This is a genomic window from Paraglaciecola sp. (genome assembly GCF_030730205.1).
In the GTDB taxonomy this organism is placed as follows: Bacteria; Pseudomonadota; Gammaproteobacteria; order Enterobacterales; family Alteromonadaceae; genus Paraglaciecola.
The window spans coordinates 1-15,280 of the sequence record NZ_JANQVQ010000137.1 but is presented as its reverse complement, the minus strand read 5'-3'; the positions used below and the strand labels follow the sequence as shown (position 1 = coordinate 15,280).

General features: G+C 33.5%; 13 protein-coding genes. 11 read left to right on the top strand and 2 right to left on the bottom strand.

The features are described 5' to 3' along the window. The 4 genes from NWQ57_RS09710 to NWQ57_RS09695 all read left to right on the top strand — a co-directional run. A partial coding sequence (locus tag NWQ57_RS09710; RefSeq protein WP_306021952.1) for a sugar transferase occupies positions 1–116 on the top strand: 116 nt, incomplete at its 5' end. Positions 117–237: 121 nt separating this feature from the next. Further along, on the top strand, positions 238–1,368 hold the full coding sequence (locus NWQ57_RS09705; protein ID WP_306021951.1) for a glycosyltransferase family 2 protein: 1,131 nt from the start codon (positions 238–240) through the stop codon (positions 1,366–1,368). 86 nt (positions 1,369–1,454) lie between these two features. Then, entirely contained in the window at positions 1,455–2,756 is a 1,302-nt protein-coding gene (locus tag NWQ57_RS09700; RefSeq protein WP_306021950.1) for a right-handed parallel beta-helix repeat-containing protein, read from the top strand. After that, positions 2,749–3,852 (top strand): GNAT family N-acetyltransferase, encoded by a 1,104-nt coding sequence (locus NWQ57_RS09695; RefSeq protein ID WP_306021949.1) that lies wholly within the window; start codon positions 2,749–2,751, stop codon positions 3,850–3,852. Before NWQ57_RS09700 ends, NWQ57_RS09695 begins: the two co-directional genes overlap by 8 nt. Here the strand turns inward: NWQ57_RS09695 and NWQ57_RS09690 are convergent, their stop codons facing one another. Then, positions 3,853–4,917, bottom strand: a complete 1,065-nt coding sequence (locus NWQ57_RS09690; RefSeq protein WP_306021948.1) for a hypothetical protein — start codon at positions 4,915–4,917, stop codon at positions 3,853–3,855. Between the two features lie 383 nt (positions 4,918–5,300). Here NWQ57_RS09690 and NWQ57_RS09685 point away from each other — a divergent pair, with 383 nt between their 5' ends. The 7 genes from NWQ57_RS09685 (at position 5,301) to NWQ57_RS09655 (ending at position 13,230) form a co-directional block, all read left to right on the top strand. Beyond that, positions 5,301–7,103 carry an ABC transporter ATP-binding protein gene (locus NWQ57_RS09685; RefSeq protein WP_306021947.1) on the top strand — a complete coding sequence of 601 codons (1,803 nt, stop codon included), beginning with the start codon at positions 5,301–5,303 and terminating at the stop codon, positions 7,101–7,103. A 36-nt stretch (positions 7,104–7,139) separates the two neighbouring features. Continuing rightward, on the top strand, positions 7,140–7,844 hold the full coding sequence (locus NWQ57_RS09680) for a hypothetical protein (protein ID WP_306021946.1): 705 nt from the start codon (positions 7,140–7,142) through the stop codon (positions 7,842–7,844). Positions 7,845–8,019: 175 nt separating this feature from the next. Next, on the top strand, positions 8,020–9,369 hold the full coding sequence (locus NWQ57_RS09675) for an O-antigen ligase (protein WP_306021945.1): 1,350 nt from the start codon (positions 8,020–8,022) through the stop codon (positions 9,367–9,369). Between the two features lie 7 nt (positions 9,370–9,376). Next, positions 9,377–10,303: a glycosyltransferase family 2 protein gene (locus NWQ57_RS09670; RefSeq protein ID WP_306021944.1), complete on the top strand. Its 927-nt coding sequence runs from the start codon at positions 9,377–9,379 to the stop codon at positions 10,301–10,303. Next, positions 10,293–11,336 (top strand): glycosyltransferase family 2 protein, encoded by a 1,044-nt coding sequence (locus NWQ57_RS09665; RefSeq protein ID WP_306021943.1) that lies wholly within the window; start codon positions 10,293–10,295, stop codon positions 11,334–11,336. Before NWQ57_RS09670 ends, NWQ57_RS09665 begins: the two co-directional genes overlap by 11 nt. Further along, positions 11,329–11,955, top strand: a complete 627-nt coding sequence (locus tag NWQ57_RS09660) for a sulfotransferase family 2 domain-containing protein (protein ID WP_306021942.1) — start codon at positions 11,329–11,331, stop codon at positions 11,953–11,955. Before NWQ57_RS09665 ends, NWQ57_RS09660 begins: the two co-directional genes overlap by 8 nt. A 72-nt stretch (positions 11,956–12,027) precedes the next feature. Further along, on the top strand, positions 12,028–13,230 hold the full coding sequence (locus tag NWQ57_RS09655) for a glycosyltransferase family 4 protein (protein WP_306021941.1): 1,203 nt from the start codon (positions 12,028–12,030) through the stop codon (positions 13,228–13,230). 252 nt (positions 13,231–13,482) lie between these two features. Here the strand turns inward: NWQ57_RS09655 and NWQ57_RS09650 are convergent. Beyond that, positions 13,483–15,280 (bottom strand): acyltransferase family protein (locus NWQ57_RS09650; RefSeq protein ID WP_306021940.1); only part of this gene is annotated, 1,798 nt, incomplete at its 5' end.

Genomic DNA, 15,280 nt, shown 5'->3' with positions numbered 1-15,280 from the left:
ATGCGTTAGAAAAACTTAAGTTCGATCTTTACTATATAAAGCATCGCAGTTTGCTACTTGATCTAACGATTCTGATTAGAACTGTAGAGATTGTAGTTTTAGGAAAGGGGCGCTAATAAGAAACGGCGGTGATATTATTATCATTTTAAATTTTAAGACAGAATCAAAATATTTTAAATAAACTTAAATCTTAAAAACAGCTTTTAAAAAATTGAACTTTATCATCTGGAGTAAACAATGAGTTTAATCGCATTTTGGTTAAGTTTTACTCTTCTTCATTATGCGTACATTATTTATCCACTAATTTTAAAATATCTAGTTAAACCCAAAAAAGTTGAACAATATCATTATAAAAATTGGCCTGATGTTGATGTTGTCATATCAGCTTATAACGAAGAAAAATGTATTAAAGAAAGACTCGAGAACTTAGTTGAGCAGGACTATCCAGGCAAGTTTAGGGTATTAGTTGCCTCAGATGGAAGTAGTGATTTAACAAGTACTATAATTGAATCATTTTCAGACCCGAAAATTTTAAGTTTTATTTTTTATAAAAATAGAGGTAAGGTCACTATACTGAATGAGCTTATTTCTTACTCTAATGCAGAGATAGTCGTTTTAACTGATGCAAATACACAATTTGCAAATGATGCAATAACACAGCTTGTTTCATGCTTTACCCCTAAAATAGGAGCAGTTAGCGGTCATCTACAACTTTTCTCGAAAGAAAATAATAACAGTACTGATGCTCTATATTGGCAGTATGAACAATTTCTCAAGCAAAGAGAGGCGACATTCGGTTTTCTACTAGGCGCAAACGGTGGAATCTATGCAATTAGAAGAACGTTATACCAACATTTGCCTGCAAACACTTTGGTTGATGATTACTGCATAATAATGAATATTATTAAGCAAAATTACTCTATCGCCTACAACAATTTCGCATTAGCAGAAGAAGAAGTTGCACCTTCATTAAGAGATGAATTTAATCGTAGAGTTCGTATTGGAATTGGTAACTACAGAGCATTTTTCTCAATGGCGTGGGCTCTTTCTACCTCCAGAGGCATATTCTGTTGGTGTTATATATCTCATAAAGTTCTTCGTTGGTTTGCCCCCCAATTATTAATCACTGTTTTCCTCAGCAATCTAATGCTTATTCAAAATACTTTCTACTTAATATTGCTCCTAATTCAAATAACATTTTATGCTGTGGCAACTTACGGAATTTATAAACTATCTAATAACAAAAAGATAATTAAGCCAATAAGAATTACTGCTTTTTTTGTCGCTATGAATGCAGCATTAGCTGTTGGATTTTTACGATACATCACAGGCAGCAAAAATATTAATTGGAAAAGTACTCATCGTTAAACTTATATAAAATAAATATAAACTGTAATGTTGAAGATTCTTATAGCTATGTCTATTTACTAATAGTCAAATTTAAGGAGGCTATAATGTGGTTTATAATTGAAAAACTAAAAATATGTTCATTCGTCACTTGCTTAGCATGTTTGAGTTTTACTCCATTTGCTAAAACATATTGGATTAAAGTTGACGGACAAAGCTGTAATAAAGAAGCTTGTGTTTGTTCAATATTGCATCCATGCTCATTAGATAACGCCTTACAGGCTCGGCTAAAACCTGGCGATACAGTCAATCTACAAGGTGGTACATATTCAGGATTTACGATCAGCAATTTACATGGCGAAGAAAAAAATAAAATAACCTTCAATGGTGATGTTTATGCAGGTGCTGCTCATATTTCAGGTAAAGGAAACAATACACGCGACACTATTGAGATCAAAAAATCTTCATATATTGATCTGAAAAATTTAAAGATCACAGATGCATTACGAGCTGGAGTACGAATCAATAATAGCCATCACATTACACTGAAAAATAACCAGTTAGAGAATAATGGTGTATGGGGCATATTTACTAATCATGCAAATTATTTCGAAGCAATTGAAAATAAAATTATTGGGCCTGCACAACAACATGGAATTTATCAATCAAATAGCGGCGATAATGTAAAAATAATAAGTAACTACATCATAAATTTTGACGGTTGCGCTGTACATGCTAATGGCGATTTATCTATGGGAGGCGCGGACAATGTAGTCGCAGATGGAATTATTTCAAATATTGAAATCCGTGATAATTTTTTTGCAGGAAATGGTAAAAGTGGTGGCAGTGCCATAAATTTAGACGGCGTCGATGGTGCAGAAATTACTAATAATATTATTATTGATAATAAGGGAGCAGGTATAGCTGTTTTTAAACAAGATGGAGCAATAGGTAGTAAACGTATTTCTATTCAACGTAATATGATAATTATGCCGCCTGACTCACGAGCCGCAGTTATATTTAACAAAAGTGAAGGTAATAACTTATTAAAAGACAATGTGATCATAGCGCAACATACACATCGCGGCGTTTACGAAGTCCAACCTTTAAAGCTCAGTTCTTTTCGCAAGAAACTTCTAGAAGAATTGCCATTTACCAGTGAGAAAAACTTTTATAGCTATCGTAAAAACTTTGCAATTTTCAATTCAATACAGAAGGTTGAATTAGAAGATTTCAAAAAACTTAAACAAGTTCGAAAACCAAAAAAATTTACTCATCAATATATGCTGCTTAGCTCAAGCAACGATTATAAATTTACTATACCGGCAGATTTAGAAGATATCTTGATAAAGCAAAACATTGTTAAAAGACATCCTTACCGTGATTTAATAATGGTGTCTGATGAATAGTGATTCATATCATTTAGAGTGTATAAGTGATCCAGTATTACTCGATAATCTCAAAGAAAGTTGGCATGAGTTATGGGAAAACCAACAAGGAACATTCTTCCAACACTTTGGTTGGAATTATACGTGGATAAAAAATTATCAAAGCTACATTAAACATTTAATGGTCCTTACCGTATGGTATGAAAATACATTAATTGCAGTTTTACCATGCTACATTAGAAAGCATCGATTAGATTTTATGCAGCGTCAGCTTTGGTTGATTGGAACTGGTGAACCAGAATATTGTGAAGTGTGTCCTGAAAATAATGACATACTAGCAGATGACAGCCACATATCTTACACAATCAAACTTATAACTGATTTTTTTAACACACAAAAAGTTTGCGAAACGATCGTTTTTAAAGATCTACTTACAAATAGCCGACTATCCTCTTTAGCTTCTCCTCTAAAAACACTTTTTCCGATACAAACATTAAAAAAAGTTGGCAGGGGTTTTAATATTCCATTATTTACAGAAAATTTTGGACTAAAAAGCTCATTCATAAAAAAATCAAAAAAACTGAAAAACAAACTTAGCAAACACCAGCATGAACTCATTTTTGCGAAAAGTTCAAACGAAGCTCTAACACTTTACGATGAGTTAATAAAACTACATCAATATCGTTGGCAAAAGAAGGGTTCCAAAGGTGTTTTTTCATCACTTCTTTTTAAAGATTTTCATCAAGAAATCATCAAAGATTTATTTTCAAAAGGTAACGTTATTCTGGTAGGATTAAAAGTAAATAAAGATTTTGTAGCTATTAATTATTGCTTTCTAGACTTCAAAAGCTGTTACTTTTATCAAAGCGGTGTTGATACTGACTATAACCCTAATTTATCTCCAGGATTATTATTACACTTTTTACTAATTGAGTATTTTTCTAATCTAGGAATAGAATCGTATGATTTAATGAAATCTAACTCTGAGAAAAGCTACAAATCTGAAATTATTGAACCTAACAGATTTCTTTATGATCTAAATCTACAATCCTCAATAATCCACTCAACACTATTTAGAATAATAGAAAAATTTCAACTCTATACTTTAAAAGTTTAGCTATAATACTTGTTTCAGCGCATTAAGCACTAAAACATCTGGTTTTAAAAAATTTTTATAGTAATTATGATTATTAATCATCAATTTTCTTCGTAAATCTGCAGAATCCATAAGCATGCCGACTTGTTCTACGCATTTATCAGGATGTTCAAAGACAAGTAAGTTCTCTCCATGTTTCAGAGAACCTGGGACTTCATAGCATAGCGGTTCAGATACAATTGCTTTAGATAGCGCTATAAATTCACCAAATTTCCAACCAATAGAACCATGCAAGCCGGTGGTGGACACACAAATACTGTGCTGTTTCACTAAGTTTATATAGTTACGCTTAAGAGTTAATGTTGCATTAGAAACCAAACAATCAGCATAGTATTTTTTTGCATGAGGTGTAGGAATTAAACCACCAGTAAAACGACTACCAAATTCTTTTCGTAATTGACGAACACACTCGGCACGTACTTCATTGATACTAACGCGATCTATTTTCTCTTCAATTGTAAGTTCTAAATGTTCATCAGAACTTTCATCCCACGACCTTGCTAAGAACAAAACATTAGGTTCGAGATCAGGTTTTGGTTGATCCTGTATATCTGCTAATCTGGGGCTATATTGCAATTTGTTATAAATATCTAAACTTCGAATAATTTGCTTTATCCACTCACCGCTACGTATGAAATTGCATGCTCGCATTACATTAAATAAAACAACGTTGTCAGGAAAGACTAAGTAATTTAGACCATAAGGTTTTACTTTTTCAGCTCCTCGATACTGTGAAATATGTTTTATTGAGAAACTACGTTTGAAATAAAAATCACAACTATCAAGATATTCTTGCTGAATTAGAGCAGAATCAGCCATATCAAAAACAACAACGCAATCGTTAACATTTAACTTAGCAATGCTTTTTTGAACAGATGAAGGAACATTCACGTTTTTACAGCTTGAGGTGAAACGGTAATTTAATGTGATTTTATCTTGCTTAACTAATTCAACTAAGCCAAGATAAAACTGTTGTAAATGTAATGAGTTTGAGTCTACATCAATGCAGCATATAATATTATCCATGTCAAAATCCTTTTCGAAGATTTTTGTAACTTAAGTAGCTACACACCAATACGAAAAAAATAAACAAGATCTATCTCTAAAAAATTGATTTATAATATAAAAAGTATCTCATTTATTTGACTATTCATATTAGTTGCATCGTAAGTATCTGCCTTAGCATGCTACCACTAAGTTAAAGATTAATGAAAAAAACAAGCAGACATAAAATAGAAAGACTATGGAGCTATGCTGCGCTAAAAAAAACATCATCATAATTTTAGCGTTTAAATTATCAATCGTAACTTTACTTAAGTCAAATTAATAACCTCTTAGCTTTGACTGAGCTGTTAAGCTATAATTAATTAAATTTCCAATAATTCTCAATTATAAAGGGTTAACATTACATGCTATCCACCGTAAGAAAATTAATTGCATTACTTAATGGTGAAGAGAAGAAGAAAGTAACTTGGCTTGCTCTTTTGATGACAATAACTGCAATAATTCAAACAATTGGCATAGCATCAGTAATGCCATTTTTAGCAGTAATTTCAGACCAGCAACTTATCTATGATAACAATTTTTTAAACAAAATTTTTGTCGCATTGAAATTTCATAACGAAAAGGCTTTCCTTTATTTTTTAGGTATATTAGCTTTTCTAATTTTCACCTTTGGGACAATTTTACAAGCTACCACATTCTGGCTTACATCACGTTTCGCACAATTACAACAATACCAATTATCACGTAGACTTATGGCCGATTATTTGCGCAGACCCTACTCCTTCTTTCTAACACGAAACTCCAGTGAATTAGCCAAAACGGTTTTACAGGAAACAGGCCATGCCGTTATTGGCGCGTTATTGCCCGCAATGAGATTAGTGGGCTCTTTCATGCTTGCCATAATTATTATTGCAATGTTAATTGTAATCCATCCAATATTGGCGATAAGCGTTGCCTTAGCTGTTGGACTTTCCTATACAACTGTTTTTCTTTTTTCTAAACGTTGGCTTAAACGGATAGGAGAAGATAGAGATCTTGCCAATCGTCAACGCTTTAGCGCTTCAGCTGAGGCATTTGCAGGTGCTAAGGAAATTCGCTTACTGGGACGTGAAAACGAATATCTAGAACGATACCGCGACCCTTCACAGCGATTTGCTTTACATCAAGCAAACTCAGGTGTTCTCGCAAACTTACCACTGTACGTAATTGAAGCAATAGCTTTTGGCGGTATCATACTGGTGTCGTTAGCCTTAATGACTGATGACAAAGGTTTAGCAAATGCTCTACCTTTAATTGGTGTATATGCACTAGCGGGTAAACAACTAATTCCAGCAATTAATAAAATTTTTGCCGCTATTGCGGAGTTACAATTCAATATACCCTCTGTCAATAATATCTTAAATGATTTGGGCGATCGTGAGGGTTCAAGGCCCTTACCGGATAAATCAATTACTAAAATACCATTAACACCAAAAAAAGAAATCCAAGTTAATAATTTAATTTTTACATATGCTGGTGCTGAAACACCTGCGTTAAAAGGAATAAACTTGAAAATTTCAGCACAAACAACCGTTGGTTTAGTTGGATCATCTGGTGCGGGTAAAAGTACATTTATTGATTTATTACTTGGCTTACTTGAACCTGAAAAGGGAAATATTACAATCGATAACCAACTGCTCGATCATAAATCTATTCCAAATTGGCAAGCTACCATAGGATATGTTCCACAACACATTTTTTTAGCTGATCAGAGCATTGCAGCCAATATCGCCTTAGGTGTACCTGCATCAGATATTGATCAACAAGCTGTAATTAAAGCAGCTAAGCAAGCCAATCTTGACGAGTTTATTGTAAATAATTTACCTGATGGTTATAACACAATTATTGGTGAGCGCGGTGTAAGGCTATCAGGTGGCCAACGCCAACGTATTGGAATAGCCAGAGCCTTATATAGAAACCCCTCAGTTCTGGTTTTTGACGAAGCTACAAGTGCATTAGATAATGCAACTGAGCTCAGTGTAATGGAAGCTATCAATAATTTAGCTGGTCAAAAAACTATTTTCATAGTTGCTCATAGACTAAGCACAGTTAAAAATTGCGATACTATATGCGTATTTTCAGCAGGTAATATTGTTGAATGTGGATCATGGCAAGATTTAACAAGAAATGGCAGTCATTTTAAAAAATTATCTGCTGGAATCGCATAACTTTAAATACAATTAGAGCAGATAAGTAACAATTTCATGAACAATGGTAAAATGATGAATAAATCTGTTGAAATAGAAATTGTAGCCGAAAGCAAAGAGCTATATATTTTTTTTGGAGGTATTGCTGCAGGTATCGCTATGCCACCTTTTGAGTTCTATAACGCTGCAAAAATAATAAACTCAAATAAAATATTTATTAGAGATTTTACTCAAAGCTGGTATCAAAATGGGCTTGCTTTAATAAGTGAAGATATAGATGGAACAGTAAGATTTATTCAACTTAAAATTAATGAACTTAAGGCAGAAAAAATCTTTTTTGTCGGAAACTCAATGGGTGGATTTGCAGCAATTCTATTTTGTAATTTATTACAAACTGGTCAAGCAATTGCATTTGCCCCACAAACTTTTATTTCGCCATTGAAACGTTTAATTTACCGAGACAGCAGGTGGACGTTACAAATACTTAACACATACAAAACCAGTTTATTTAAAAGTAAAATCTGGGATCTAAAGTCATTTTTATTAAAAATAAATAAAATTCAACCCACTTCAATTTATGTATGCACCAATGACAAGCTTGACTATTTACATGCAAAAAACATAAGCCAACTTCCAAATATTACAATTAATGAATTTAATGTTGGCGGGCACGACATTGTAAAAATATTACGTGACGCGGGTCTACTTCCAGCGATCATGTCCGGAAATTATAAAAATATAAAACTTGAGAGCTCACTTTAAACTGGTAGACACCCCGCATTTAAGACATGCACCGGAATATAAGCCTAAGAAAATTTATTACTCGATTAATTTTAAGAATTAGAATTAGAATTAGAATTACACTTTAATTAGTAGTCAAATATTTTGCCATCTGATTAATAAAATTTATTGCAGGAAAATAATTTTGGTATTTTTAATGAATGATAAACCTACAGAGCCATCTACTAATAAAAACTACATTATTACTAACACCCAGTATACTAACCAAACAAATGCGTCATTTGCTTATTTTTTACTAGTAATATTTACTATTTTAACTTTAATCAGACCGCAGGAATTACCTTTCTTTTCAAGTCTTAGTGAAATTAGGCCAATAGCAATCCTCACAGTTATCATTACCACATTAACGCTATTAATTCGCCCTTTTAAGTGGTGCACACAACACACATTATTGTTCATTTTAGTTCCTTTTATCGCGGTTTCTGGCGCGCTCAATGGCTGGGCTGGTAAAGGAATAGATCAAGCATTAAGCATACTCAACAGTGCCTTTCTACCTTTTTTGATGTTTTCTTTGTTATTAACTACAGCTCGCAGACAAAAGTTAATCATGTGGATTTTTATAATTTCTAGCTTATTAATGGTCCATAACGGACATACACAACAAAACAGTTTTGATCGTTTTGGTTGGGCGGGTGTTGCAACAGTTAGCGACACTCGAATTCGATACGTCGGTATATTACAAGATCCAAATGACCTAGGTATGGTCTTTATGATGACAATACCTTTTGTCATCTATTTTTTTAGTGAAAGTAAAGCCTTTGGCAAACTTTTACATTTAATAATTTTAGGGACTTTAATTTACGGAATTTACATGACAAATTCACGTGGCACTATGCTAGGTTTAATGGGTGTTACTGGCCTATTTCTATTGCTGCGCTATGGCAATATCAAAGCAATTATTGCCGGGCTGTTCAGCCTACCAATTTTATTGGTTATAGCGTCAAGTTTTAGAACAATAAGCTCAGAAGAAGATTCAGCCAGAGGTCGTTTATGGGCTTGGTGGGATGGCTTAGAAATGCTCAGAGCGAATCCAATTTTTGGAGTTGGCGGTGGAAATTTCACCGAGTATCATCAACGAGTTGCTCACAACACTTACATTCAACTTATTGCCGAACTAGGGAGTGTTGGTTATCTAATTTGGATAACCATGCTATTTCTAACAATGATAATGGGTTATCAATGTGTAAGAAAGCTGCGTTTAGCACCTGTTGCTGAAATGAACAATAAGCTGCGGAGCGAATTAAAACTTTCCGCAACATTATTTTACTCTTTAACAGCGTTTTGTTTAACAGCCTTCTTTTTATCTAGAGATCGCTTTATTATTTTTTACATTGTTTTAGGTATGGCAGTTGCAGCTTACTCTCGTGTTGTTAAAGCTAACAACGATCAACCATTATTTATAGTAAGTAAAGCAGTACCAAGAATAATGATTGGTGCAATAGGCGTAATAATTGCAATTTATATTGTACTTAAACTGACACTATAGGAATCATATGCAAGCAAATAACCTAGTAGCTATTATTACATGCCAGCGACCACAAGGCTTACTTAGATTAATCAAGGCCCTTCAACAGCAAAAAACTGAAGAATCAAGCTTTGATATTTTAATTGTTGATAATGCTTGTCAACCTGATATTGCTAAACTTATCAGCTCACAAGCTGTTAATAGCCATGTTTCTATATATTATGAACAAGAGTCAATTCCAGGCATCGTTGCGGCTCGTAATAAATGTGTTAGCTGGTTTTTAAAACAACAGTATAATGCATTGGTGTTTATCGACGATGATGAGTGGCCAGCTAACGAAAACTGGCTAAATAAACTTGTGCAAGCACAAAAAAAATATCAAAGCGATATTGTTACTAGCCATGTAATCTCTGTTGGTGAACAAGACACGCCAGGATGGGCAGTAAAACTCATCTATGGAAAAAATAAATTTCAAGAAGGACAAAAGTTAACCACCTTTTACACCAATAATCTGTTAATTAGGCGCCCTGTCCTGCAACAATTACAACCTGCCTTCGACCAGCGCTTTGCAATGACTGGTGCAAGTGACTATCACTTTGCATTGCGATGTCGAAAATTAGGTTTTACTGCTTATTATACTGACGCACCTGTTATCGAAGAGTTCCCAACCTCCAGAGCGAACTTAAAGTGGTTCTTACGCAGAGGATTTCGTTCGGGTATTGGTTATAGTAGAAGCCACCTATTTGAAGAACGTTTTATTATTGCAATCTTGCTATGTATTTTTATGTTCGCTATGAGGGTTGCAAGAGGCTGTATAAAGCTACTTTATGGTATAGTCACACTGAATCGCACACGAGTGACAGAGGGGCTTTTCCGTTTTGCTTCTGCCATTGGCACTCTAGCAGGGTTATTCGGTACTAAAGTTAACGAGTATAGAGTCATACATGGAAAATAAACCAGTTGTTCAACCACTAGTAACGGTACTTTTACCGATATTTAATGCTGAAAAAACCTTAGAAAGAACTTTATATCACTTAATAAATCAAACTTTTAAAAATCTTGAAATTTTAGCTATTGATGATGGCTCTACAGACAACTCGTTACATATATTAAAAAAACATCAATTACAAGATAAAAGAATAAAAATTATCAGCAGAGAAAATAAAGGATTAATTAAAACTCTAAACGAAGGGTTAGATCACGCAAAAGGCGAGTTTATAGTTAGAGAAGATTCAGATGATTACTCTGCTTTAAATAGGATTGAAATTCAAGTACTTTTTATGCAGCAAAACACTGAAATTGCTGCTGCAGGCTCATATAATCGTTGTTTTGGTTCTTCACATGAATTAAAAAAATATCCCACTGACAAAAATATATGTAAAGCAACGCTATTATTTTATCCTTGCTTAGCACATCCATCAGTAATTTTAAGAAACGCTTTCTTGTTAGAAAAAGCACTACGTTATCCATTAGAATACAAACACTGCGAGGATTATGCGCTCTGGGTTAATATAATTAAAGCAGGAGGACATATAGCAAATATACCAAAAGAGTTACATTATTATAACAATCACCCGCAACAGGTAAGCGTCAAAAACAACAAAGAGACATCCTTAAACCATTACAAGTTAATTTCAAACCAATTAAATGACATCGGCATATGTATTGATAATACTAAATTACGACACATGGTAATTACAGATAAGAAAGACCTTGAAGAACTTACTCTAGATATATTTAAAGATGTCATTATTAAATGTGAAAAAATTTTAAAAAATGCTACAGATAAAGGATATGAAAATGAATCGATGAAATCTGTACTTATGAAACTAATTATTAAACCTATAAAAGATAAGTTAGGAATAAGCGGTTATTTTGTATATGTTATAACAACAAGAAAATTTCATAACCCTTTTGATTTAGGATTGATTTACAACGCATTTTTAAGAACGATAAAAAACACAGTTAAGAGATTTAAATATGATTGATATAAATAGAAAATTATTGTTTGTACATATACCTAAATGTGCGGGTACTTTTATCGAGAAAAACTTAACACCTAATATTGATTGGCACAAAATTGGAGAAAAACACTTCTCAATGCAACATTGCATTGATACATATGGGAAAGATGTTGTTTCAGGATGCTTTAAGTTTAGTGTTGTACGAAATCCTTACAGCCGTTTACTATCTTTTTTTTTATATCATAAACGTAAAAACACATCATATTTTAAAATTAATGCATTTGAAAAAAATTTACGTAAATTTAAAAAAGACTATCAAAGAAATTTTTCAAGCTTTATATTTAATCTTAAAAATTATCACCATAAACTTGAATCTTGGGCTAAAAATGATTTACGTCCCTGCCACGATTTTTTTACTAATTTTCAAGGTATTGAAATCGACTTAATTCTTAAGCAAGAAAATCTTGCAGAGGATTTGGAAAAACTACAAGCTAAAACTAATTTATTCTTCAAAAACGAAAGAATCAATGCTGCGCCAAGTGCTTATGATCTTTTAGATTTTTACAAAAATTCAGAAATCGAATTTGTAAAAGAGTATTACAAAACAGATTTTTTCTATTATTATCCAAACCTTGACCTCTAGATAGTAATTATAATAGTTATTAGTAGAAATAGTTTTATTAGTTAAAGGACAAATAATAAGGAAAATTACTAAATGAAAATTTGTCTAGTCTGCAGCGGTTATCCTCCTGATAATGGTGGGGGTATTGGAACTTATACAGAAAACTTAGCCAATGCATTATATGAAATAGGCAATGATGTCACAGTTATTTCTAAGAGTGAAAATGACTATTCTCACTACGAAAATACAGGTAACATTAAAGTAATCAGGGCAAGAGTCAAATATATTCCAATACTTGAAAGGTTGGTTCCTGGTATTAGTTGGAGTATTCAGCTAAATTCAATACTTAGAGAAATCCAAAAAAAAGACTCTAGCTTTGATGTAATCGAGTTTCCAAATTGGGAAGCACCCGGTATTGTATATCAACTTCTTAATCGAACTTCTACTGTGGTAGTAAGAGTTCACACACCTTATTTTGAAACATTGCAACTTGATAAAGGAATTCAACGTTCGTTTTCTGACAAAGTAATCTGTGCTATTGAAAAGCTATCCTGTCTAAAAGCTCATTCTTTAGTGTCATCAACAGAAGCTCATGCCAAAATGATTTGCGATGAATACAACATAGCGATTAATAAATTTGCTATTGTCCCCTTGGGACTGAAAGATTGCTTTGTTGCTGAAGAAAAAAATTCAAAATATATTAAAGACAATAAATTTAAAATTATATATCTTAGCAGGCTGGAAAATCGAAAAGGAACACTATTACTTATTGATGCCCTACCGATACTGCTAAATGGTAAGCCTGATCTTATTATAGATATTATTGGTCAAGATAGGCCTCACGCACCGGGTGGAATATATTTCAAAGAATATTTTAAAAAACACTTCAATGAATATAGTGCTCAGGTTAAATTTCACGGTAAGCTAGAAACATCCTTATGCCATGATTTTTTATATAAAGCAGACTTATTTGTTGTTCCTTCATTATATGAATCATTCGGTTTGATTTTTGCCGAAGCAATGATGTTTGGCCTGCCATCAATAAGTACTCGTGGTGGTGGTATTCCAGAAGTTGTGTTAGACGAATCAACAGGCTTGTTATTGAATGAAATATCATCACTCGAATTAGCTAACAAAATTTTTTACTTCTATAACAATCGCGACAAATTGCATGTAATGTCTTTCAATGCTAGAGAAAGATATATTGATAAATTTTCAAGCATCACTATGGCTAAAAATACAATTAGTAATTACGAACTAGCAAAAACTTCGAAAAGCAAACTTGCCGATAATTAAAATAAATTTAATTTTACTTTGTTGTGATTATTCATATAAAAATTTTATTATCAATATTTACTTTAGTAAGCTTCAATTCGTTAAATTACCATCAAAATATTTATCAAAGATTATTAGTTTAAATTTTGAGTAGTACAAACTCTGTTATTTCATATCAAGTGAAATAAGTGAACGCACTAAGCACACTACATAAATTGCCAATTTTTAAGTTTGCGATCTAATAGGTAGTTTTCGGATATCCGTAATACATTTTTAAAGTTTCCAAGCTTGAGTATAGAGTGTGCCGATTAGCTCAGAAGCGGTATGAGTAAGATGGTTGTCGTCTCGGTAAATAGGTATACCATTTAGCGATGTCACACATCGTCCGTTGTTACAGTAAAAAGGTTTAATATCTATGGTAATCATATCAGGGTTTGTTAACATTACTTCTGAAATTAATAAATCCATCATTTCATTTGGTTGAAACTCAAAACTACAATCCTTATTCTCTTTGAACATCGCATTTTTTAAAGCGCATCGCGGTTCACTATGTTGTGCATAAGCAGTGTCTTTGAATAACACTACCTGTATATCTAGCGCCTGTAATTTTAAAACTGTTGAAGTTAATGCATTTTTTAAAGCCTGATACATCTCAGTTTGATCAGAAATTAATTTGCCGTTTTCATATATTGACCGCGTACTCCAGCCAGGCCAACTTGCTGCAAGAAATACATAATCAGGCTTTTGCATTTTAATATAATCCCATGCCTGTGCATTACGTTGCAGACACTGTTTAGCACGAAAAGCTTGAGCACCCCACTCTAAACCAATAAGCGGCGGGCATTGATCCATGGTGTAATCTTGTATCGCTATGCTTTCTGCTTGCCCTAACACATTTAAAAAACCAGTGTAATGGTTAGCGTGCGAATCACCAAATAAGAAGCCTGTTTTTGTAGATGTTAAGTCACCTAAAAGACAATCAGGATTGGGTAAAGTGTCTCTGTCGCGTAAAGATGAGTGGCAAGAACCGCGTATGATATTAGAGTGACTGTTTAATGCTTGTTCTATTTGCTGAACAGAAGCATCAAATCGAGTTGGAAAGCCGGCCTGTTGTATAGTCACTGAGGCAACTGCACTAAACATAACTAAGGGTAATACTAACCATTGGCCAGTAAGTTTAGATAAACTCGCTGTTGTTGCTTTACGAAAAGGTTTCTCTACAAAACGCCAAGATACCCAGGCACACAAAACCATGATGCTAAAAACACTTAAATTTGCCAAAGCAGATAACGTGATGTCTTGATAACGAAACCAAACCAGTATGGGCCAATGCCATAAATAGAGCGAGTAAGAAATTAAGCCAAAAAATACCATTGGCTTAGAAGATAGTAGCGCGGCAATCGCATTATGCGGTTGCTTACCTAAATACAATAAAACTGCTGTAGCCAAACATACATAAAAAGCGTTATAACCTGGGAAGCGGCTGGTCTCATCTAAGATAACTGCCATATAAAAAATTACGCCAAGCGCAAGTAACGAGCCTAAGTTACTTAATATACGTTTAGGTGTTGGCAGGTAATGACCTCCAATCGCTAAAACTGCACCGGTCATCAGTTCAAAAAAACGTGTCGGTAGTAAATAATAAGCTGCGCCAATGGTGTAATTCAACGCAACCTCAGATAACCACACTAACACTAACAATACTACTGAAAAAAAAATAGGCAAAAAACGCTTGGGGATCAGCCAAAGGCAAAGCATTAGTGCTAATGGCCAAATAAAATAAAACTGCTCTTCTATCGCTAAAGACCAAGTGTGTAGCAATGGTGCTTCTTTAGCATTTTCACCAAAATAGCCACCATGATGGATCCAAAAGAAAAAGTTACCCACGAATACGGATACCCACAAAATACTCTGAGTAAATCGTTGTAGGTCGTGCGGGGATAATATTAAACTAAAAGCCAGCAAACTAGCGCATAAGACAAAGACTAAAGCAGGAAGAATACGTCGAACTCGCCGGATGTAAAAATGACGAAAACTAAAAACGCCCTCGTTCATCTCGCGATAGATAATT